18 protein-coding genes are annotated in these 23,042 nt (G+C 48.6%); 9 read left to right on the forward strand and 9 right to left on the reverse strand.

Going from position 1 to position 23,042, the window contains the following annotated elements; genetic code table 11:
- Window positions 1–18: 18 nt before the first annotated feature.
- Complete coding sequence (locus tag BM334_RS09410; RefSeq protein ID WP_177215076.1) at window positions 19–1,344, forward strand: MFS transporter; 1,326 nt, start codon at window positions 19–21, stop codon at window positions 1,342–1,344.
- Window positions 1,345–1,410: 66 nt separating this feature from the next.
- On the opposite strand, the gene BM334_RS09415 is transcribed toward BM334_RS09410, so the two are convergent.
- The 4 genes from BM334_RS09415 to BM334_RS09430 form a co-directional block, all read right to left on the reverse strand.
- A complete protein-coding gene (locus tag BM334_RS09415; RefSeq protein WP_055438931.1) occupies window positions 1,411–1,608 on the reverse strand; it encodes a DUF3185 family protein in 198 nt (65 codons plus the stop codon).
- Between the two features lie 74 nt (window positions 1,609–1,682).
- Window positions 1,683–2,156, reverse strand: a complete 474-nt coding sequence (locus BM334_RS09420) for a Dps family protein (RefSeq protein ID WP_092841110.1) — start codon at window positions 2,154–2,156, stop codon at window positions 1,683–1,685.
- Window positions 2,157–2,237: 81 nt separating this feature from the next.
- Window positions 2,238–3,167, reverse strand: coding sequence for an oxygen-dependent tRNA uridine(34) hydroxylase TrhO (gene trhO / locus BM334_RS09425; RefSeq protein ID WP_092841112.1), 930 nt, complete (start codon window positions 3,165–3,167; stop codon window positions 2,238–2,240).
- Window positions 3,168–3,241: 74 nt separating this feature from the next.
- Window positions 3,242–3,772: a protein tyrosine phosphatase family protein gene (locus BM334_RS09430; protein ID WP_092841114.1), complete on the reverse strand. Its 531-nt coding sequence runs from the start codon at window positions 3,770–3,772 to the stop codon at window positions 3,242–3,244.
- A 168-nt stretch (window positions 3,773–3,940) separates the two neighbouring features.
- Between BM334_RS09430 and recC the strand changes: the two genes are divergently transcribed.
- The 6 genes from recC (at window position 3,941) to BM334_RS09460 (ending at window position 17,454) form a co-directional block, all read left to right on the forward strand.
- Entirely contained in the window at window positions 3,941–7,411 is a 3,471-nt protein-coding gene (gene recC, locus BM334_RS09435; protein WP_157981874.1) for an exodeoxyribonuclease V subunit gamma, read from the forward strand.
- Window position 7,412: 1 nt separating this feature from the next.
- On the forward strand, window positions 7,413–11,063 hold the full coding sequence (gene recB, locus BM334_RS09440) for an exodeoxyribonuclease V subunit beta (RefSeq protein WP_092841118.1): 3,651 nt from the start codon (window positions 7,413–7,415) through the stop codon (window positions 11,061–11,063).
- On the forward strand, window positions 11,063–13,003 hold the full coding sequence (gene recD, locus BM334_RS09445) for an exodeoxyribonuclease V subunit alpha (RefSeq protein ID WP_092841120.1): 1,941 nt from the start codon (window positions 11,063–11,065) through the stop codon (window positions 13,001–13,003). The genes recB and recD overlap by 1 nt, the downstream gene beginning before the upstream one ends.
- Entirely contained in the window at window positions 12,996–13,412 is a 417-nt protein-coding gene (gene arfB, locus BM334_RS09450) for an alternative ribosome rescue aminoacyl-tRNA hydrolase ArfB (protein ID WP_092841123.1), read from the forward strand. Before recD ends, arfB begins: the two co-directional genes overlap by 8 nt.
- Window positions 13,413–13,486: 74 nt before the next feature.
- A complete protein-coding gene (locus BM334_RS09455; protein ID WP_241970930.1) occupies window positions 13,487–16,015 on the forward strand; it encodes an acylase in 2,529 nt (842 codons plus the stop codon).
- 158 nt (window positions 16,016–16,173) lie between these two features.
- Window positions 16,174–17,454 carry an NAD(P)/FAD-dependent oxidoreductase gene (locus tag BM334_RS09460; protein ID WP_092841128.1) on the forward strand — a complete coding sequence of 427 codons (1,281 nt, stop codon included), beginning with the start codon at window positions 16,174–16,176 and terminating at the stop codon, window positions 17,452–17,454.
- Here the strand turns inward: BM334_RS09460 and BM334_RS09465 are convergent.
- The 3 genes from BM334_RS09465 to BM334_RS09475 all read right to left on the reverse strand — a co-directional run bounded on the left by BM334_RS09465 (window position 17,438) and on the right by BM334_RS09475 (window position 19,613).
- Window positions 17,438–18,325 (reverse strand): MaoC/PaaZ C-terminal domain-containing protein, encoded by an 888-nt coding sequence (locus BM334_RS09465; RefSeq protein ID WP_241970931.1) that lies wholly within the window; start codon window positions 18,323–18,325, stop codon window positions 17,438–17,440. The genes BM334_RS09460 and BM334_RS09465 overlap by 17 nt on opposite strands.
- Window positions 18,326–18,430: 105 nt before the next feature.
- Window positions 18,431–19,228 carry a hypothetical protein gene (locus BM334_RS13020; protein ID WP_241970932.1) on the reverse strand — a complete coding sequence of 266 codons (798 nt, stop codon included), beginning with the start codon at window positions 19,226–19,228 and terminating at the stop codon, window positions 18,431–18,433.
- Between the two features lie 88 nt (window positions 19,229–19,316).
- The gene (locus tag BM334_RS09475; protein ID WP_092841132.1) at window positions 19,317–19,613 is read right to left on the reverse strand and encodes a hypothetical protein; all 297 of its coding nucleotides are present in this window, start codon (window positions 19,611–19,613) and stop codon (window positions 19,317–19,319) included.
- A gap of 218 nt (window positions 19,614–19,831) precedes the next feature.
- Between BM334_RS09475 and BM334_RS09480 the strand changes: the two genes are divergently transcribed.
- Entirely contained in the window at window positions 19,832–20,329 is a 498-nt protein-coding gene (locus BM334_RS09480) for a WYL domain-containing protein (protein ID WP_157981875.1), read from the forward strand.
- 15 nt (window positions 20,330–20,344) lie between these two features.
- Here the strand turns inward: BM334_RS09480 and BM334_RS09485 are convergent, their stop codons facing one another.
- Together BM334_RS09485 and BM334_RS09490 are read right to left on the reverse strand one after the other, a co-directional pair.
- A complete protein-coding gene (locus tag BM334_RS09485) occupies window positions 20,345–20,794 on the reverse strand; it encodes a methylated-DNA--[protein]-cysteine S-methyltransferase (RefSeq protein ID WP_092841136.1) in 450 nt (149 codons plus the stop codon).
- Between the two features lie 2 nt (window positions 20,795–20,796).
- Complete coding sequence (locus BM334_RS09490; protein WP_092841138.1) at window positions 20,797–21,657, reverse strand: universal stress protein; 861 nt, start codon at window positions 21,655–21,657, stop codon at window positions 20,797–20,799.
- Window positions 21,658–21,832: 175 nt separating this feature from the next.
- On the opposite strand from BM334_RS09490, the gene BM334_RS09495 reads away from it, so the two are divergent.
- A complete protein-coding gene (locus BM334_RS09495; protein WP_420849438.1) occupies window positions 21,833–23,041 on the forward strand; it encodes an Nramp family divalent metal transporter in 1,209 nt (402 codons plus the stop codon).
- Window position 23,042: the final 1 nt, after the last annotated feature.

The following is a 23,042-nucleotide window of genomic DNA, read 5'->3' on the forward strand; positions in this document are numbered from 1 at the left end:
CAGTGACAAGGAGTGACGATGTCAAAGTTAACCGACCGCATGTACGGCTACCTAGCAGAAGACGAAGATGCTCGGGTGTGCAAAGACATTCCAGACAGTGCCTGTAACGACCAACCCCAAGCTTTTATGGCGCATTTGTGGGCGCTAACTTTAACCAAACTTGGTGATTCTTTGGTGAGTGCACGGTTAGTTCTGCCGTGGATGCTGACTGCCTTAGGTGCGCCCAGTGCCTTCATCGGAGCGTTAGTTCCATTGCGGGAATCGCTGGCGTTATTACCGCAATTGTTTATTGCCCAACGTATGCGTGAAACTCCCGTGCGCAAATGGTTCTGGGTGGCGGGCAGTATTGGGCAAGCGCTGAGCTTGTTGGTCATGGTGGCTGCCATTATCACCACTGAAGGGGAAACCTTTGGCTGGGCAATTGTTATTTTGTTGGCTTTATTTAGCTTGTCTCGCGGCGTGTGCTCGGTTGCCATAAAAGACGTACAAGGTAAAACCATCTCAAAAACTCGGCGCGGCCGCTTATCTGGGTTGGCCGCGTCTGTAGCGGGTACGCTGTCATTGTTAACAGCAATTGCCATTTTAATTGCGCCAAGCCTAACGGACACGCAACGTGACGGCGATGCCTGGATATTTGTCGTTTTACTTAGTTTTGCGGCGCTGTTGTGGGTTGCGGCAGCGATTATTTATGCACAAGTGCCAGAAGTACCAGGCGCAACTGAAGGCGGCGGTAACGCAGTTATAGAAGCCCTGAAATCGATTGCGCTGTTATGGCAAGACAAAAATTTCGGCCAGTTTGTTCTTACTCGTGCGCTGCTGGTGGCGTCAGCGTTTGCTATTCCCTATATAGTGGTGATGATTCAGCGCAGCGGTGATGGTGGCTTAACGGGCTTAGGTGGACTAATGCTGGCAAGTGGCCTTGCCGGTATGTTAGCTGGACGTTTTTGGGGAAAATGGTCAGATAGCGCGAGCAACCATGTGATGGCCGCTGCCGCACTATTAGCCACACTAGTCATGGCATTGGCGCTAGGGTTATATATGTGGCAGCCCAACTTATTAGCGCAGCAATGGTTGTCTGGTTTTATTATTTTTGCGGCAGCGGTGGCTCATCACGGTGCAAGGGTAGGAAGAAAAACTTATTTGGTTGACATGGCTACGCAAGACAATCGGGCGCAGTACACTGCTGTTTCAAACACCGTTATTGGGGTGGTTTTATTGCTCGGTATTTTACTGGGGCTACTCGACCAACTGGTTGGTGTTGAAGCGGTTATTGGGTTACTGATTGTTTTGGGCTTTGTTGCAGCGGTGCGGGCATTTAGTTTACCCAATGTGCAACAAGACTGAGTAATAAAAAAGCGAGCTCAATGAGCTCGCTTTCAAGTACAAATAGTTACGGTTAAAGCCAAGTCGTTACTTGCCTCGAATAACGCCGTATAGCCCTACCACGACGGCCACAGCACCGCCAATTAAATACCACATGGCTTCATCGGTGGTTTCACCAGTGATAGCTTGAGTCGCTTCAGAAGCTACCGAGTTATACGCTTCCCAACCGAAATACAGCAAAATAACACCAACCACTAATAGAACGATTCCAATGATCTTGTTCATCGAATGTTTCCTTTTTATTTTCATGGATTAAGGTACTACTTGCTCAGCTTAGCAAAAATTACTGAGATAGCGAATTAACCCAAATAAGAAGTTAACATCCAAGCAGTTTTTTCTTGCTCTTTAATGTAATCGCTCATGAGTGATGCAGTGCCTTCGTCGTTGGCGTCGCTGGCAATTTCAAGAATTTCGCGTTGTAACCGAATCACGACACGGTAGCTATCAAGAATTTCGCGCACACAGGCTTTGCCGTCGTGTACATCTTTTACTTCAATGATTTCGCTGGCTTTAATGTACGTTGAGTAAGCATGTAACGGACGTTGGCCTAAAGTAAGAATACGCTCGGCAATTTCGTCAACTTTCAGCAATAAATCGTTATAGGTTTCTTCGAACTTAACATGCAACTCGAAGAACTCTTTGCCTTTAATATTCCAATGAAAACCACGGACGTTCATGTAGAACACTTGATAGTTTGCCAGTAGCTGATTTAAGCGCTCTGCCAATTGTTCTGCATGATGTTGATCAAGACCAATAACGTTTAGCTGTTGCATGTTTAACCCCTTGTTTGGATTTAATTTATAGCTTGTATATAGGTACCAGTATAGACCAATTCAAGGGGTATGCGACAACGCTTAAACTCGATTAGCCTCATCGGCTTTGCCATCGCGAATATGTGCTTCACCACGTTTTTTAGCCAGCTGAATTTGCTTTTCACGTTCGGCAAAACGTTCTTTTTGCTCGGGCGTTGTTTTATCAAAGCAATGCCGGCAACTTACCCCTTTTTGATAATGCTCGGACTGCTTTTCTTGCTCTGTGATAGGCATACGGCAGGCATAGCATTGGTCATACTCACCTTGTTCTAACCCATGGCGCACGGTCACGCGTTGATCAAACACAAAACAATCGCCATTCCAGGTGGTTTCTTCTTCAGGAACTTCTTCAAGGTACTTTAGAATTCCGCCTTTTAGGTGGTAAACCTCATTAAAACCAATAGACTTTAAGTAAGCCGTTGATTTTTCGCAGCGAATACCACCGGTACAGAACATGGCCACTTTCTTGTGTTTTTCTGGGTCAAGGTGGTCTTTCACATACTGTGGAAACTCACGAAAAGAGTCGGTTTTCGGGTTGATAGCGCCTTCAAAGGTACCTACGGCATATTCGTAATCATTGCGCGTATCAATCAGCAACACTTCAGGGTCGCGAATGAGGTCATTCCAGTCTTTGGCATCGACATAGGTGCCGACCACGTTTTTCGGGTCTACCCAGTCAATGCCCATGGTCACGATTTCTTTTTTCAGCTTTACTTTGGTGCGGTAAAACGCTTGCGTGTCGCTTGGCGACTCTTTGTGCTCAATGTCGTTAAATTCAGTGCGACTGCGAATAAACGCAAGTACGCTATCAACACCTTCGCGAGTACCACAAATAGTACCGTTGATACCTTCACGAGCGAGCAATAAGGTGCCCTTGACCTCGTTGTTTATCATGCAGTTGTAGAGTGGCTCACGAAAAGCCTCAAAGTCGTTGAATTCAACAAATTTGTAGAGCGCGGCACAAATATACATCAATTACTTCCTTCTTTTGGCGGTTCGGATCGCAAATCCGAGGTCAAAAATTGCGCGCGCATTCTAGCATAAAATTATTCGCTGAGCAGCTTTTCAACCATAGGGGCAAGGCTTCGCATGCCATACTCTTGACCCTTGACTAGCGCTTCTTGCTTTGACGCCCCTTGAAACCAAGCGGCGCGCAGCGCCATCATGGCCCCCACGCGATTACTGCTAGCACAATGTAAGAGCGTTTTTTCACCCTCGTTGGCACTCATAATACGGTGAAATTCAGCCACATTTTCGCGAGTAAGGTCATCACCACCGGCAACCGGTAAATGGTAATAGCGCATACCCAAATTATTTGTCCACTGGGCTTCATTAATATCGGCCATCTCTTGCTCGCCGCGTAAATTAACAACAGTGGTTACACCAAGCTCGGCGAAAGTAGCTAGTTGCGCTTCAGTAGGCTGACCGGCAGTAAAGTGCTCGGTATTGGGATGATGAATGTTAGATACATCAGCGACTTCAACAGGAATACTGTTAACGGAAGGTTCGCCTTGATTACAGCCAGAAAGTAAAACAAGGGCTACGAAACTGGCACTTAAGGCTGATAGAAATCGCATAAAAACTCCTAGCGTTATTGAAAGTTATTGAAAGTGATTAAGTAGGGATAACTATAGAGAAAATAGCCTATTTCGCAAGTTGCTAAATCAATAATTCGGTAACTACTGCGCTGGTTTCATAGGCAGTATTTGGGTAGGATGAGAAGCAGACCATGCAGAGGACCCGTCATGCGCGATCTTACCCCAGGATTTATTGTTGCTCACAGTCATCGGTTACAGGACTTAACCGATCTTGTTGTATCTCTTCAGCAACAATATCCGCTACCACCGTTGGCCAATGAAGCCGTATTAGTGCAATCAAATGGTATTGCGCAGTGGTTGAAGCAGCATTTAGCCGCAGGCCTTGGTATTGCCGCTATGCTTGACGTGATGCTACCGGCACGCTTCCAATGGCAAGCCTATCGTGCTGTTCTTGGTGATAACTTACCTCGTCATTCGCCGTTTGATAAAGATCGCTTAACTTGGCGCCTAATGCGGATATTACCGAAGCACTTGCAGGAACCTGAGTTCTCCACATTGCGACGTTACATGGCTGATGACACTGACTCGCGGAAGTGTTTCCAGCTGTGTGAGCGCCTTGCTGACTTGTACGACCAATACCAAGTTTACCGTGCTGATTGGTTGAGCGACTGGGCTCAAGGAGATGTTTCAAAAGTGCCAGACGAACAACGTTGGCAGCCGGTGTTATGGCGATACGTGTTGGCTGACGTTGGCGATGAACAATGGAACAACCGTGCTTTGTTGCATCAAACATTTGTGCAAGCTTGCGAACAGCTCAGCACAGCAACTAGACCAAGCCAATTACCACCTCGCGTGGTGGTGTTTGGTATTTCTAGCTTGCCAAAGCAAAGCCTTGAGGTATTGCGCGCTATTAGTCGTTTTACCCAAGTTGTTCTTTGTGTGCATAACCCTTGTCAATACTACTGGGCTGACATTATTGATGGCGGTGATGTTTATAAGCATTACGTGAAGCCTCGGCAGCAGCGCCGCGAGAATTCTAAGTTAGAAACTTTAGCTGCGGACCAACTGCACTTAGCGGCGCATCCGTTACTGGCCTCTTGGGGTAAGCAAGGCCGTGATTATATTCGCATGCTAGACCAGTTTGACGAAACTGAAGAGCTGCGCAGTGAGTTTCCGACATTAAAGTTAGATTTATTTGAGCATGAATTGCCGCCTGAGCCTTCGGTTCTTGACGCTCTGCGTTACGATATACTGCAACTCAATTCAGCCCATGAAGCTCAGCAATTTTGGCAACACAAAACACTCGATGATACTGCAATTCAGTTTCACAGCGCACATAGTCCACAGCGTGAAGTTGAAATTTTGCACGACCAACTACTTGCTCGTTTCGCAAATGACCCACAGCTGAAACCGCGTGATGTTATGGTTATGGTACCTGATATTGATCGCTATGCACCTCATGTTGAAGCGGTGTTTGGGCGTCTAGACCGCGATGATCCGCGCTATATTCCTTATAGCTTGGCTGACCAAAGTGCTCGACATCGGCACCCTATACTTATTGCTTTGGAATATGTATTAACGATTAATCAGCAGCGCGCTAGTGCAAGTGAGCTGTTCGATGTATTGCAGGTAGAAGCAGTACAAGCGCGCTTTGGTCTTGGGGCTGAGCAGTTGGCGCAGCTACAACGTTGGGCCAACGGTGCCGGCGTGCGCTGGGGATTAAATGCAAGCCACCGGCAGCAGCTTGATTTGCCTGCAAGCGATAAGAACTCTTGGTTATTTGGGCTGCAACGTATGCTGCTTGGCTATGCATTGGGCGGTAGTGAACACTTACATAGTGATTGGCAGGGCATTGAACCATATGGCGATGTGGGGGGGCTTGAAGCTGACACTGTTGGTGGCCTGCAGCAATTCATCAATGTTTTGCTAGCGCACTCGCAACAGGGTTGTGCAGAGCGCACACCAGAACAGTGGGCAAGCTATTTAAATTCGCTACTCGAGCAACTATTTGCGCCTGAAGATGATGCGGATCTGGTGCTGCTAAACCGCTTGCAGCAACGCTTGCAAAGCTGGTTAGACGTCATTCAAAGTGCAGCATTAGACACGCCGCTAACCTTAACAGTAGTGCTTGAGAGCTGGCTGTCCGGGGTAGATGAACTGAATTTAAACCAGCGCTTTATGGCAGGTAGCGTTAACTTCGCAACCTTAATGCCAATGCGGGCCATACCATTCAAATGCGTATGCTTGCTGGGTATGAACGACGGTGATTATCCGCGTACTCAGAAACCCTTTGATTTTGACCTTATGGCAAAAAAACCAAGACCAGGAGATCGCTCGCGACGCGAAGATGACCGTTATTTATTTTTAGAAGCTATTTTGTCGGCACAGCAATTTTTGCACATAAGCTGGCAGGGTCGCAGTGTGCGCGACAACACTGAAAAACCACCAGCGGTGGTGGTAAATCAGTTGTTGGAACATATACAACGTGTGTATGGGGCTAGGTCAAATAATCAACCCTGGGTACTAGAGCATCGCTTACAGCCATTTCATGAAGCCTATTTTGAGGCACAGCAGCCGCAGGTTCAGCAACTGTTCACGTATGCGCGCGAATGGCATGTAGTGCATCAACCAGCACGCGGTGGCACCTTAGAGTTTACCCCTCACCAAGTGCTAGACCCCTATCAACCAGAGCGCCCGTTTAGTGTGAAACACTTAACGGACTTCTTCCGTGAACCGGCTCGGTTGTTTACTCAAGTACGTTTGCAAACTTATTTTTCGCACCAGCAGTTAAGTTTGCAAGACGATGAAAGCTTTGCGCTTGATCAATTAGAGCGCTGGCAATTATTAACCCAGCTATTCGATAGCGCGCTGCCGGTGATACTTAATGGCGGTAGTGAACAAGAAGCACAAAGTACCTTGCAATTGGCATTAGCGAAATTGCAGCGTGCTGGGGCAGTAGCTGAAGGTGCCGCCGGGCTTGTTATCAAACAAGAGCTAAGCGATAACGCAGAACAGGTATTCGAGCGAGTTTCGCAGCTCAGTCGTCGCTATGCCAATGCCTTGCCCGCAACTCAGGTTAGCTTTACCGGTGCTCAAGGCTATGAAGTTGAAGCGACGTTTCAGCATTTGCGACGTGATATCAGTGGTGAGTGGTTAAATTTGCACGTGACACCCTCAGTGGTGGTTGATAGTACCAAAGCAGCTTCCGCACGGCCAAAGTATGCCATTAAAGCGTGGATTGAACACCTGTTGCTGAACAGCAAAAATGCCACTCACACTCAGGTCGTTGGGCGTGAAGGGGCGTTACAGTTAGCGCCAATGACAAGCACTCAAGCTGAGTCGCAATTGAATATCTTGTTGCAGTGGGTTGCCACAGCATTACAGCAGCCGTTAGCGGTTGACTTTGACATGGTTATTAAAGGACTCAAATTAAACTACAAAATTTGGCCGGAGGCATTAGCAAGTGCCGACTTTCATGTGGAACATGCGAAAGTTGCCGAGTTCTATGACATCGGTGGTTACCAAGAACAACCGCATAGTCGTAAAGCGGTTTACCTGGCACGGTTTTTCCCAACCTATCAAGACGTTTGCGCCGCTGCCCATCAGCAGCCGTTTGCCGAAGCGATTTATCGGCCACTATTGGAAGCTTTAGTGGCTACTAGCACGGAGGCCGAATAACATGGACACATCGCCGAGTAGCGCCATGAATATACTGAACCCGTTAACGTTTCCGTTAAACAACAGTCGTCTGATTGAAGCCAGCGCTGGCACCGGTAAAACCTATACCATTGCCGCACTATATTTACGCTTGGTGCTTGGCCATGGCGCCAGCGAATGCTTTACTCCTGATAAGTTATTAGTGGTGACCTTTACTGAGCCGGCAACAGAAGAGTTGCGCGACAGAATACGGGCTAACTTAAGCGAGGCTGCCGCCTATTTTCGGGGGGATATTGATGTTGATGACGCATTTTTGCAGCAGCTAAAAGCAGACTTCCCGGCCGACCAACATGATCATTATGGGCGCTTACTCGACCTAGCAGCGCAAGCGATGGATGAAGCCGCCGTGCATACCATTCACGGCTGGTGTAACCGCATGTTGCGCGAGCATGCGTTTGCCAGCGGCAGTTTGTTTTCACAACAGCTGAACACCGATACCGCAGCCATGTGGGAGCAAGTAAGCCAAGATTACTGGCGTACTTTTGTGAGTGTGTTGCCTGAGCATGCACTTGCACAATACCAATTAATCAGCGACGAGTTTGCTCACCCAGGGGCGTTGTTAGATGCGGCCAAAGGGATTGGCAGTCATGGTCAGGCGACAACGGCTATTGCACCGGCAGAATTGCTTGCTCAACTTGTTGCGTCTCAGCAGCAAGTGCGTGATAAGTTTCACGGTTTTGCTTGGGCCGAATGGGCCGATGAATGCGAGCAATTGCTGGACCAGCTGCGTGCGAATAAGCAGCTTAATGGGCAAAAACTACAAGCTCGCTCGGTCAGTCAGTGGTTTGCTCAAATTCGTGAATGGGCGGGCCAGCTAGGGCAGCCCAATGCACCGCTATTGCCCACCTTCAAGCCGGACACGGCGTGGCAAAAACTGGCGCCAGAAGACCTCCAAGCGAATGGCTTAAAAGTAGAGTTACCGCAACACCCGTTGTGGCAGACGTTACAAGACCTTAAGGCTGCTTATGATGGATTGCCACGGCCGCGCACCGGGCTGCTACAGCATGCCGCTCAATGGTTACAGCAGCGTTTTGCACAACTGCAAAAGCAGCGTGCTGAAATGGGCTTTGATGACATGTTAACCCGCTTGCGAGCGGCCTTGTATGGTGAGTTTGGCGATGCGCTGGCGCAAACCATTCGCGCGCAATTTCCGATTGCCATGGTGGATGAGTTTCAAGACACTGACCCAGTTCAATACGCCATTTTTGACCGCGTGTATTCACTGCAAAACACCCCCAAAGATCTTGGTGTTTTTCTTATCGGCGACCCGAAACAAGCCATTTACTCGTTTCGTAATGCCGATATTCATACGTATTTAAAGGCGCGACGTGCTACGCATGGGCGCCATTACACTCTGGCCACCAATTACCGTTCAACGGAAACGATGGTGGCGGCGAGCAATGCTTTGTTTCTACACGCAAAAGACGCGCCACGGGGGCCATTTCACTTTCGTGACAAAAGCACCGGTGATGACCCGTTGCCGTTTTTTCCGGTTCAAGCCAATGGACTCAAAACACAGTGGCTTGAAAATGGCGCGCCGTCGAGCGCTATGCAATTTGATACGGCGCTTGATACGGATAACGCCAACAAAGACACCTTGCACGCAACCTTAGCGCAGTGGCAGGCGGAGCGTATTGTGCAAATGCTGCACAGCCGGAACACAGGGTTTGCCAAACACGGTGAATTTAGACAGCTGCAACCCGGCGATATTGCCATTTTGGTGAACAAAGCCAGTGAGGCTAAAATTGTGCGTGATGCTCTGCGCCAACGGGGCTTACAGAGCGTTTATTTGTCCGACCGCGATTCGGTATTTGCAAGCCAGATGGCAGTTGAATTGCTGCGCGTTTTGCAAGCGTGCGCACAGCCACGTGACCCAAGCTTACTGCGCGCTGCTTTGTTGAGTCGCCTACTGAATTTAACCCTAAGTGACATTGACCAAACGCTCAACAATGAATTGCTCTGGGATGCCTTTGCCGAGCGCATGCTTGACTATCATCAACGCTGGCAGCGTTCGGGTGTACTGGCCATGATTCAACGTTTGCTGCATGACTATGATGTACCGTCGCAGCTGCTTCAAGTGCCCGAAGGTGAGCGCCAACTAACCGACCTGCTGCACCTTGCTGAACTGCTGCAGCAGCACGCTGCAACTACTGAAGGCATGGCCGGCTTGCTGCGTTATTTACAAGAGCATATTGAACTTGCCCAAGAAGCAAACAACCGTACGGACACGAAAGAGCAACAGGTACGTTTAGAAAGCGACAGCCAGCTTATTCAAGTGGTGACTATCCACAAATCCAAAGGGTTACAGTACCCCATCGTTTTTCTGCCATTTGTTGCTTACGTTAGCCCAGCTAATTATCGCTTACGTTACCCGGCTACCTATCACAACCCCGAGGGGGACGTTCGCATCGCGTTTGATAACAGTAACGCAGAGATTGTGGCCAAGCTCGATCAGGAGCGATTAGAAGAAGATATTCGGAAACTATATGTCGCTGTCACTCGCGCACAATTCGCAACTTATATTGGCCTTGCACCCTATAAAACAATTAACGACACGGCATTAGGTTATCTTTTAGGTGGTGGTGCGGAGCTAGATCTTGAGCAACTGCAACTGCCCGCACACTGCAGCCAAAATTTTGTGCCTGAATTATTGCCTCAAACAGTGTACCAACCGCCCGCGCAAGTTGCACAACGCTTTGAGTTTTGCGAAATGCCCCAGCCCCATGGTTTCGAAAGTTGGTGGGTGGCAAGTTATAGCGCTTTAAAGTACGGCGACTGGGTTGGCACGACGGCTGTTTTTGCCGACAGCACTGATGCGCAAAATGCACTTGAGGAGCGCCACGATACCCAGCCCGAACTCAATCAGTCGCCGGCGTTAAATACCATTCATGCGTTTCCAAAGGGGGCTGAAGCCGGTACCTATTTGCACAACCTGCTTGAAGATGCCGCCAGAGAAGGTTTTTCGCGACTTGCCGCAGATGCTGACTATCGGCGCCAATTTGTTGAACAGCGAGCACAACTGGAGCCTTGGGCAAGTTTTCAGCAGGTATTAGACAGTTGGTTACAGGCCATGCTAACGGTGCCATTTGCTGCTGGTGAAGCACGCTTGGCCCTGGCTGATTTACAAAATTATCAAGCTGAACCTGAATTTTGGTTTCCCGCCGCGAATATTCACGCCGAACAACTTGATAAAACCGTGCAGCAACAGGTATTGACAGGATTTGATAGGCCGCAGGTATTACCGATGAAGCTAAACGGTATGCTCAAAGGATTTATTGACTTAGTGTTCGAATACCAAGGGCGTTATTACGTGGCGGATTATAAGTCGAACTTTTTGGGCCACGACGAAGCTGCGTATACCACCGAAGTTATGCGCGAGAAAATTTTGGCCAGTCGTTACGACTTGCAGTACGTTATTTATTTGGTGGCTTTGCATAAATTACTGGGTGTGCGTTTAGGTAGTGACTACGACTACGACACCCACATTGGTGGGGCTGTGTATTTATTTCTACGAGGCGTTCATAGTGAACAGGCTGGCGCCTTTTACGATAGGCCACCGCGAGAACTTATTGAAGAGTTGGCTAGTCAGTTTGAGCTCAAGGAGAGTCTGTGATGATGCATACCTTGTCACTATGGTATAAGCATGGCTGGATTCGCGCGATTGACTTGAGCTTAGCTGAACAATTGCAGCAGTTAGGTGAGCCTGAATCAGTGGCTTTTATGGCGGCTCTAACGAGTTTTCAGTTAGGCCAAGGGCACCCATGTTTAGAGCTTGCGCAGCTATACCACAATCCGAAGACTACTTTGAATTTGCCCCCTGAGCATGCCCAGCAAGAAAGCTTGCAGGCTTGTGACGACCCCGCTCAAGTATTTGCCGCACAGCCGCAGCTAGGTCACCTTGAGCAGTGCTTGACGCAGCTGCAACAAAGCGCTGCGGTGAACACCAACAATAGCCCACTTGTACTCGTTGGCTCGCGGTTGTATTTACGCCGTTATTATGACTATGAACAGCGTATTAAAAATGACCTGAAGCAGCGCATGCAAACCCAGCCTAAGGTAAATACCCTGCAGTTGCAGCAGGTGCTTGATGCTTTGTTCGGCGCTACCGATCGTATTAGTTGGCAGCGCACTGCATGCGCGATGGCCATGCGTAGCTTATTCACAATAGTTACCGGCGGACCAGGCACAGGCAAAACCTACACGGTGGTGCGGCTATTAGCGACCTTGCAAAAGCTCAGAGAGCAGCCACAGCCGTTGCGGATTCGATTAGCCGCACCAACCGGCAAAGCTGCCGCCCGAATGACCGAGTCGATTAGCACAGAATTGGAAAATTTACGGGCCATTCCAGCAGTTGCTGATGTACTTGCAGAAGGTTTAGCCACTGAAGCGGTGACACTACACCGACTACTGGGCACGGTTGCGAATACGCGGCAGTTCCGACATAACGCGCATAATCCGTTATATACCGATGTGTTGATTATTGACGAAGCTTCTATGGTGGACATTGAAATGCTTGCCGCCGTAGTGGCGGCATTGCCAGCGCAGGCGCGGTTGATCTTGCTGGGCGATAAAGACCAGTTGGCGTCGGTAGAAGCTGGCGCTATTCTAGGTCAGCTTTGTGAAGGCGCCGAGCATGGTCACTATGCGCCGCAACTGGCGCAGTGGCTTAACGCCACTGCAGCGAGTCAAATACCCGCTGAAAAAATAGATAACAACGGCTCGCAGTGGCCGTATTTGCAGCACACCACAATGTTTCATGAAAGTCGCCGCTTTGATGCGGAAAAAGGCATTGGCAAGCTAGCATTTGAGGTGAATCAGCAGCGTGCCGAATGGCTGCAGCAATGGTTGCGCGATAGCAAGATCATGGCGCAGCAATACCCAGAGTTCGACAATATTCATGCACTGCCATGTTCCCGTGCCGATGCCGCGGTAATTAAACAACTAGTGATGGATGGCTACGCACCACTGCAGCAATTGATAAGCGCAAGGCCCACAGAGCAAACCGACGAGGCGTTGAATCAATGGGCCAAAGCGGTGTTGACCCAGCTAGGGGCGTTCCAATTACTTACGGCGGTGCGTGAAGGTGACTGGGGTATGCATGCCTTTAATCAACGCGTGACCTACTGGTTACACGCTGACCAGTCGCAGCAACACGGTTGGTTTATCGGGCGGCCAGTCATGGTGACGCATAACGACTATGGTTTGAACTTGCGCAATGGCGATATTGGCGTGGTTTTGCAACGTGGCGCAGGAGAACCGCTACGGGTGGCTTTTTTGAACCCTCAAGGCGATGTGCGCTGGATTTTGCCCAGCCGCTTAACAAACATAGATACGGCTTATGCAATGACCATACACAAATCGCAGGGTTCTGAATTTGACCACACAGTGATGGTTATGCCGCCAGCGGATGCGCCTATTTTGACGAAAGAACTGCTGTACACCGGCATCACGCGCGCGAAAAGTCATTTCACGTTAATTTTCTCGCAGCCACAACTTGTTCTCAAAGCTGTGCAGCGTCGAGTCATCCGCAACGGGGGGCTAACCGATGCCTGATATCGTTATTTCACAACGCGTGACTATTCCTGAACAGGAACTTGAGTGGCAATTTATACGCTCGTCCGGGGCTGGAGGGCAAAATGTCAACAAGGTGTCTACGGCTGCACAATTAATCTTTGATATCAATGCAAGTTCGCTACCCGAACTATATAAAAGCCGACTGCTGGTGTTGCGTGATCATCGCATTACGCAAAGTGGGAAAATTATCATCAAAAGCCAAGAAACGCGCAGCCAATTGCAAAATAGAGAGTTGGCGTTGCAGCAGTTCGTCGCATTAGTTAAGAGTGTCACCGTAACGCGCAAACGCAGAATAGCAACCAAACCTTCGAAGGCAGCCCAGCAAAAACGCATTGATGCGAAGAAAAAGCGCAGTTCAATTAAAGCCATGCGTGGCAAGATTGATTAATTATTGAACTTGCAGCTCCAACCTGTCCAAGCCATACTCTGCTAACATAATTCGAACAACAAGTAGGTATGCATATGAAAAAGAACAACTTTACCCGCACGTCGTTGGCGGTGCTTGTGCTCAGCGGTAGTCTCTTTGCTGTAACTGGCTGTGGTAGCAGCTCGGACGATGCGCCACCACCTGCCACGGGAACACCACCACCAACCGAACCAACTGGCTTAGTGGCATTTGCACCAAATGGCAATTTGGACGTTGATGTAACTTGGACCGACTACGGTGTGCCTTACGTTAAAGCCGATAACATGGAGAGCTTAGGGTTCGGTGTTGGCTTTGCGTTTGCGCAAGATAACTTGTGTATTTTGGCCGACCAAATTGTGAAGTTTAATTCGCAGCGCGCGCGCTTCTTCGGGCCCGATGCGGTGCCAGGCTCTGGCGATTCAGAGAATCTACTCACTGACTTCGGCTTTTTGACACTCGGTATTCGAGATAACGCTGAAGCAGGCTTTGCACAAATAAGTGAGCACGCACAAGCGTTAATGACTGGTTATGCGGCGGGCTACAATAAATATATCAACGAAACGCCAGTTGCTGATATGGACCCAACCTGCGCGGGTCAACCTTGGGTGCGCGATATTAGCCCAATTGACCTCATGACCTATGCGCAAGGCGTTGCTTTGTTGCCAGGTGCGGCTAATTTTACCGGTCCGTTATTCTTGGCAGTACCAAGCAATCAAAGCTTCGTCACAGCGGAAGACGGCCAGCCCGTTACCTTAGCCTTTGACCCCGAGACCGTTGGTATTCCAGACACCAACCCAACCGAAGCTGGTTCAAACGGATGGGCAATTGGTAGTGACCTTAGTGCGTCAGAAAAGGGCATGCTGATTGCCAACCCGCACTTTCCACACACTGGGAATCAGCGTTTTTGGCAGTTTGGTATTGAAGTGCCTGGTCACTTAAAAGTGGTGGGCGGTTCGCTGTCGGGAATGCCAGGTGTTATCAATATTGGTTTTAATGAAAACGTGGCGTGGACGCATACGTTTTCGACTGCGTCACGCTTTACGGTTCATCGCCTAACGTTAGACCCAAATGACGCAAGCGGCACCAGTTATATGCTCGACGGTGAAAGTGTACCTATGACCACTAAAACTCACGAAATTCAGGTGGCGACAGGGGCTGAAAGTAGCATGACGCTGCGCAAAACGAGTTATTACAGTGAGTTTGGGCCAGTTATTGTCATTCCAAATGCACTGCCGTGGGGTACCGACCAAACTGGCCAAGCCGTTGCTTATGCGTTGCATGATGCCAACCTGCCAAACTATGACTTGTTTGACCATTGGTTGGGCATGAATATGGCATCGAGTATTGAGGAATATAAGCAAACTTTTGTGGACTATACCGGCACTGTTTTCAACAACGCGATGGCGGTCGATAAACATGGCCAAGCGTTTTTTACCGATGGCTCGTCAGTACCTAATATCGTGCCAGAAGCACTAGCAGAGTGGGGCGCCAATCCGCTCTATCAAGCCCTGACACAACAGGCTGGATTGTTTATTTTCCCTGGTGACGATAGCCTCTATATGCCACAGGGTACAGTACCGTTTGCGCAGGCTCCTCAGCTTGAGCGTACCGACTTTGTGCAGAATTCAAACGATAGTTTTTGGTTAACTAACCCTGCAGCACCAATTAGTGGGGTTTCGCCGCTTTGGGGCCCTGTTGGAAATCAGCAGTCACTGCGTTCGCGGTTGGGGCAAAAAATGCTAGCCGAAGGCGGCTCGGTTGATGGCCGTTTCACGCGTGAAGACTTGATTGATCGCCTTATTGGTAACCGAAACTTCTTGGGTGAAGCTGTACTAGCTGATTTATTGGCCCAATGCGAAGCACAAGGAACTACACCTGTAACGATGACAGATGGCAGTGCGGTTGATATTACTCCTGCGTGTCAAGCACTAGGGTTGTGGGATGGTCGCATGAACCTTGCTAGCCAAGGTGCCATGATGTTCCGTGAGTTTGCCTTCGAATTTAATCGTGATCCGCAGTGGCAGATTGCATACGATGCAGCGCAACCAACCACGACACCAAATACGCTTGCAGTAAACGATACGGTGTTGCAGCAATTAGCAACCGCGCAACAGCGCATTATAAACGCGGGTTTAGACCCTGCAGCTAGTTTAGGTAGCGTACAGTTTGTTGAGCGTAGCCTACCCGATGGTACGCCATCAGGGGAGAAACTGCCTTGGGGCGGTGCGCACAATGTCGAAGGTGGTTTCAATGTGTTCCGCAGCAATATGGGTAATGACGGTACCGTGTTACCGCGTCATCGTTACCCGTTACTGCCAGGTAGCGACTTGAGTGCCGCAGCGGGCGGGTATCACATTACCTATGGCTCAAGCTGGATGTTTGCGATGGAATTTACCGAAGATGGCCCAGTTGCTAACGGTCTATTAAGTTATTCGCAAAGCTCAAATATAGGTTCAGATCATTATATTGATCAGACTTTACTGTATTCATCTGAGCCGCAGCTTCGTCCGTTGCACTTTAGCAACAGCGATATTGAAGCGAACGCGGTAACAACCTTGAATCTGACGGGCGACTCGCTGAATTAAAAGCAGTGGCTGACTAACTTCTAAAAACCTTCTCTAATTGGAGAAGGTTTTCTTTGCGTTAGAACAATTTCATACCGAAAGCTTATTTTAGCTATTGACGAAATATAACCTTCCAACCATAGTTAAGCTGTTCAAAAAAACATCAAATAGGTAGCGTTATGTCTAAAGTTGTCGTGGTTGGAGCAGGGCTTGGTGGCGTGTCAGTTGCTTACGAACTCAGAGAAAAACTGGCTAAAGGCACTGATATTCTGGTGATTGGCGAAGGTAGTGAATTTAATTTTGTGCCTTCGAACCCTTGGGTGGCATTGGGTTCGCGTAAGCGCGAAGATGTCGTGATGCCGATTGGCGAGCTATTTCACAAGCGTGATATTAACTTTTCGGCCGCCGGCGTAAAAACCATAAACGCTGACCAAAACAGTTTAGAACTGAACTCCGGTGAACACATAGACTATGACTATTTAGTGTTGTGCACGGGGCCTAAACTTGCATGGGAAAATGTACCAGGCGCGGGCCCTGAGGCTGGAGGTAGTCACTCTGTTTGTACCGTTGACCACGCCGTAAAAACCCATGACGATGTGCAAGCATTATATGAACAACCAGGGCCTGTGCTTATTGGCGCGTTACCGGGGGCCAGTTGCTTTGGCCCAGCATACGAGTACGTATTGTCATTAGAATACGAACTTAGAAAACGAAAAATTCGTGATCAAGTACCCATCACTTTTATCACCCCAGAACCTTATATTGGCCATATGGGGTTAGGTGGCGTTGGTGACTCAAAAGGCTTTATGGAGCACAAGTTCCGCGAGCACGGTATTAAGTGGATTTGTAACGCCAAAGTCACTGAATTTGCCGATAGCCACTGTCATTTTGACGAACTTGATGCACAGGGGCAGGTGCTGACAACGCAGCAACTAGCCTATAAACATGCGATGTTTTTGCCGCCATTCAAAGGTTCGCCAGCTGTTGCTGCGGTGCCTGATCTATGTAACCCAAAAGGCTTTGTCATAACCGACCAGCATCAGCGCTCGCCAAAGTACCCGAATATTTTTGCGGCTGGCGTATGTGTGGCTATCGCGCCCATCGAAGCAACAGCAGTGCCGGTAGGTGCACCAAAAACTGGGCTGATGATAGAGTCGATGACATCGGCCATTGTCGAGAATATGAAAGCGTTAATGGCCCAGAGCAACACCTTGGTAGAACCAACCTTAAGTGCATTGTGTCTGGCTGACATGGGAAATACCGGTGCCGCTTTTCTCGCAATCCCACAAAACCCGCCGCGTAACCGCAATTGGACGGGTAGCGGTCGTTGGGTTCATTGGGCGAAAGTGGCCTTTGAAAAATATTTTATGTATAAAGTCTGGCGCGGCACGTCAGAGCCGATCTATGAGAAGATTTCACTGCGCTTTATGGGTATAGAGCGCCTTAAACCGCCCAAGTAACCGTCCCTTCAAGACGCTGAAGGTTGTCTTCAGCACCGCACACTTGGTATTTGCCGGTATTGTCGTCTGTTTGGCAGTACCATAAAGACACATTAGCTGGCAATTCAACTGGGCGCTTAAATGTTACATCGATAGCTGTAATCGGCCGTTTCATACTGCGTTCAATTTCCGCCTGAGCCCGAGCGGACATGTACATTCCATGAATAATTGGCTGATCAAAACCAAACCAGCGCGACAGAAATGGGTGCAAATGAATTGGATTAAAGTCACCGGATAAACGCGCGTAACTGCGACTGGTTTGGGCATCTAATTGCCAGGTATTCATGCAGTGCCAGTCACCGTTGGGAGCATCAACAATTTTCGTCTCTTTTGGTTTGCGAGGGCGTTCCGGCTGCTTCGGCATAACTTGATATTGACTAACGCAAGTTGCAACATGCTGTTCCGACTGCCAAAACTCAACGATAAATACCGGGCGTAAACGACGTGGCGACACATTTGGTCCGCGTGCTGGCACTTGAATAGAGGCTTTTAAGTGAAAGCCCTCGTCGGGGTCGAGCGGCAGTAATTGCTCGATACGATTGCTAACATGAACTAGGCCAGGCGCTGGCCATGGGAAATGTTCGCCAAGCATTTGCGCTAAGTGCACCCGCTGCGCTAAACAATAAATCAGCGTGAGAGGAATAGGGCTGATAAACCCGCCAAATGCATCGTGATAGCGTTGTACCAATTCAGCAGGAAATGCCGGAGCGCGGAATTCAGCATTGAGTACATTCGCTTCTGCGGCTTCTTGGTCTTTGCGCGCCACTGTAAATAGTGAGCGCACAAACATGCCGGGAAGGTTTGGTAACGTGACTGGGGTATCCACGTGCATTACGTTTTCATCCTTAAACATACGGGCTATAAAACCACATTAAGGCTAAGTATATACCGCTTGTGTCGTTGAACAAACCCTACCACAACAGCCCACATTGATTACTTAGGCAGTGATTACGCTGTAAACCACGGTGATAACGAAAACACTGAGCAACAAAAGGCTATAAGCAAAGCCTGAAACCAAAAATTTTACGGCCGTGAACAACCACCCTTGTTGATAAAAATTCTTTTGGGTTAGAAACAGATAGATAAACATCCAAGTGAAGATACTAAAATCAATCCAGCTTCCAAGGCGACTCAAGAATTCTATACCAGTTAATGAAGCAAGCGCGGTTGTCACTTCTGCTGCGCCAACAGCAAGCATTAGCGACAGTAAAATAAACCCATGGGTATGTAGCGCAACAGTCAGATGTTCCAAGTAATAGTGACGTCGGAATACATAGATTAATTTTAAGAATAGAGCCCAAAACGGCAGCATCAACAACATCAACAACATCATTTGTGGTGTTAACTGAATAATGCGTTGGGTGAAAATATCCGGGTTTTTGACCAAAAACCGAAGCCGCTCATTAATGCGGGCTTGTTCCTCTGCTGGCAAAAATGGCAAATCCATACGTAGGTCTTCAGCGGCAACAATACCGACGGCAGCATCTGAGTTTAAGGCATCTGCGGTATTAGCGTCGGTAGTAATAATGCCCTTGTCTATAGCCGCAAGGGCGGCACATATGAGGCGTGTCGGCCGCGCATAAACTCGAGCGAAAGAAACCCCGGGCGTAAAAATAGTCCCCGCAAGGTTCGATAAAAACGCGAGTCTCAGTGACCCAATTCGCCCATTAAATCGCCAAGTACGGCGAATATACTGCGAATATAAACCCGATGATGCTGTCCGCAATGGTGGCAATATTCACCTTGCAAAGGCTGCTGACAATTTAAACATTGCTGCTCATGTGAAGCTAATTGTTCCACGTTAACCTGTCATAAAGTTGGCGTTAATTATCGCCATCATCGTCCTTTTTTTCAGCTTTTGCGCCGGATTTCTTCTCATCCGATGACTTAGCCTTTAATTTTTCACTTTGTTCAGCGCGCTGTTTTTGCAGTGCTTCTTTCTCGGCTTTCATTTTTTCACGCAACGCGTCACGCTCCGCTTTCTTTTTGGCTGCTTCTTGTTTGGCCTGTTCAGCGGTTTGTTGCCCTTGTTGCGACGATTGCGACTGGGCCAGTGCAGGCTGCGCTAAAACAAAAGTAGTGGCGACCAATGCCGATAATAAGGTTAGTTTGCGAGTCATAGCGAAATACTCCTGTGAGTCGTGTTATTTAAGTTTTAAGGCTTTACTGTTGTAAGTAAAGCTTTAGCACGGTCACTATACAATGTGGCATAGTATTATTTTGCGGTTGTTTTACAAAAAGTAATTGCTGCGACAAGATTTGTCGCAAGTTAGCGGTAAGCTATCGAGTGACACAGATGACAAGGAGCAAGTCAGTGCAGAGCGTATTAAGATACCTAATGATGTTACGCCATGTGCCTCGGCAGCCACACAAAATTGACGCGAAGACATTGCAACAGCGCCTTTATGAACAAGGCGTTGACGTGAGTGTTCGCACAATACAGCGCAATTTGATTGAGCTTTCAGAAGTGTTCCCGTTAACCGCGGATGAGCGCTCTAAGCCTTATGGCTGGAGTATTGCGCAAAGTGCACCGCAGCTACCGTTTTTAAATTTAGCCGACCACGCCCGCCCTAGTGCGGTCGCACAAGTCAAACTAAAGTGTGCGGCAAGCCTATCAAACCTGTTAACGAACAACCCTCTGCATCCGCAACAAGTTGTTGAAATGAATAGCGAGCACTTTATTGTTACCGCCACAGTGGCGATTAGCAACGAGCTAGTAGCTTGGATACTAAGTTGTGGTGAGCATGCGGAAGTTTTGGAGCCCAAACAACTTCGCGATGAAATTGAAGGGCACATTCGGCGAATGCATGCCAGCTATAATGGCCACAAAAAATAACTACCCCCTGAGCTGTTATAGGGCGTTTTCGTGGCGCAATAGCCATTCTTTTTTATCGAGCCCACCAGCATAGCCAGTCAGCGTGCCGTTAGCGCCAATAATGCGGTGGCAAGGAATGATAATCGCGATTGGGTTGCGGCTATTTGCCAGCCCCACGGCTCGCACTCCTTTCGGGTTTTTTATCAAACGAGCAATATCGCCGTAGCTGGCGGTATGGCCGTACGAAACGCTTAGTAATGCCTGCCATACCTGTTGCTGAAAATCCGTTCCAGCAGGGGCAAGTGGCAAGTCAAAGATTAATCGCTTGCCATTAAAGTATTCAAGAAGCTGCTGCGCAGCCTGCTCGGTAACGGTGCAAGCCCTTTGGCAGAGGGGAGCACAAAAAGAGACATCGGTAATATGGTTACCGTTTTCGCTGGTTGCTGTAACTGGCCCTAAAGGCGATTGCAAGGTAGATTGAAACATAATTAACGCAGTATCAGCACCGGCGTTTCACTGTTATTTATCATGCTCGTTGTGGTGCTGCCGACTAAAAACTGGCGGATGCGCGAATGGCCATAAGCACCCATGACCAAAACATCAAGTTGGTGCTGATGTTGGTATTCATGCAACGCGGGCTCAACCTCACCAGCAATCAGTGCAACCGTTACTTCGTGACCATGGTTTGCTAATGTCTTTTGCGCATCAAGAAGTAGCTTTTGATTGACTTCAGTGTCGACGTCTACCATGACGATATGAATTGGCAGCCCTTTAAACAATGGGCTTTTGGCCACCATGTCGATGCCCTTCTCGGTTGTTTTACTGCCATCATAGGCAAACAGTACGCTTTGCGGTATTTGGTACTTTTCGGGGGTTAACAAAATGGGGCGGTGAACAGATCGAATAACGGTTTCAAGATGACTGCCAATGTGACGTGATTCACGCTCTTGCTCGCTACTGTCTTGGCCATGAATACCCAATACAAAAAGCCGCGATTCGTGCTCAAGCATGAGCAGCGTGTCACTCAAATCACCATGACGCTGACGCATAGTAACCTGCTCTATACCGGCTTTACGCGCACGAACTTGCGCAGCTTCAAGCATATGGTGCCCTTGCTGCAGGGCTAGTTTGTTGCGTTGTGCGTCTAGTTCGGCAAGTTCGTCAAGCAAGATTTCGCGACTGCCCAAACCGATGTTGCCGGTCATGTCGGTTGTAACGGGGTAACGGCCTTCATCAAGGACGTGTAACAGAGTGAGGGGCGCTTGCATTTGTAAGCTTGCCCATGCGGAATAATCGCACACGGCACCGGTGGCCCGTGAACCATCAATACAGGCAACTACATTTGTCATTGTTATTATTCTCCTTGTAGCCCATTATTTTGGCAGTGGCATTTATATTGGCATAACTGAACCAGTTCGTGCATTGACTCATGCATGATAATGACATGTTCATTGATGTCTTTGAAGTCGAATAACGAACAAGTTATTTTGAAAGAACAAACCGAAACAACCCAAAAGGTGCAGTTTGAAACAGAAATCACGCTTTAGCATGGGGCCCGCAGCCCTCGTAGCGGCAGCATTTATCGGGCCAGGAACTGTGGTTACAGCGTCGTTAGCGGGTGCTAACTTCGGTTATGCGCTCTTGTGGGCATTGGTGTTTTCAGTTCTAGCGACCATGATTTTACAAGAAATGGCGGCGCGACTTGGCGTTGTTACAGGCAAAGGGCTCGGTGAGAATATTCGTGCAGCAATCGCTCACCCAGGGCTTCGATGGTTAGTCGTATCGCTTATTTTTGCTGCGGTTATTATTGGCAATAGTGTGTATCAGGGCGGAAATATTAGTGGTGCCCGCATGGGATTAGCCGATTTGTTGCCCATTGATGGCCAATGGATACCACTTATTCTGGGCGTATTAGCTGCGATAGTACTCTGGCAGGGCAGTTATAAAGTCATTGAGAACGTATTGATTGGTTTAGTGCTTTTAATGAGTCTTGCCTTTTTGGCGACCTTTATTCTCACCGAACCAAATTGGGGGGATTTATTCAGCGGATTATTAGTACCGTCTATTCCATCAGGAAGCCTGCTTATGGTGGTGGCTCTCATCGGTACTACGGTTGTGCCTTACAATTTGTTTTTACATTCATCGAGTTGTGCACAGAAGTGGCACTCGCCAGAAGACTTGCAGCAAGCACGACAGGATATCTATGTTTCGATTCCGTTGGGCGGGCTTATTTCGATGGCTATTGTGGCAACAGCCGCCTCAGCGTTTTTTGGTCAAGCAATAAACATAGAAAGTGCGGCAGATTTGGGTAAAGCCATGACGCCTTTGTTTGGTGATGGCGCCACGCTGTTTATGGCAACCGGCTTATTTGCGGCCGGCTTATCGTCATCACTAACAGCGCCGTTGGCTTCGGCATATGCGCTTAGCGGCGTGCTAGGGTACTCAAATAACTTACAAGACAAAAAGTTTCGTGCCATTTGGCTTAGTATATTAAGTGTTGGCGTTATTATTGCGTCGTTAGGTCTGAAGCCCATCGAGGTTATATTGTTTGCGCAGGTAGCCAACGGTTTGTTGTTGCCAGTTATGGCTCTGTTCCTAGTTTGGGTGTGCAATCATCGCGATTTGGGCGAATACCGAAATTCGCTTCGACAAAATATTCTGGGCAGTATAGTTTGCGCTGTCGCTATTGGCTTAGGGGGAAGGAGTATTGCTGCTGGCTTAGGCTGGTTATAAG

It is taken from the genome of Pseudidiomarina donghaiensis (assembly GCF_900116895.1).
Lineage (GTDB): Bacteria > Pseudomonadota > Gammaproteobacteria > Enterobacterales > Alteromonadaceae > Pseudidiomarina > Pseudidiomarina donghaiensis.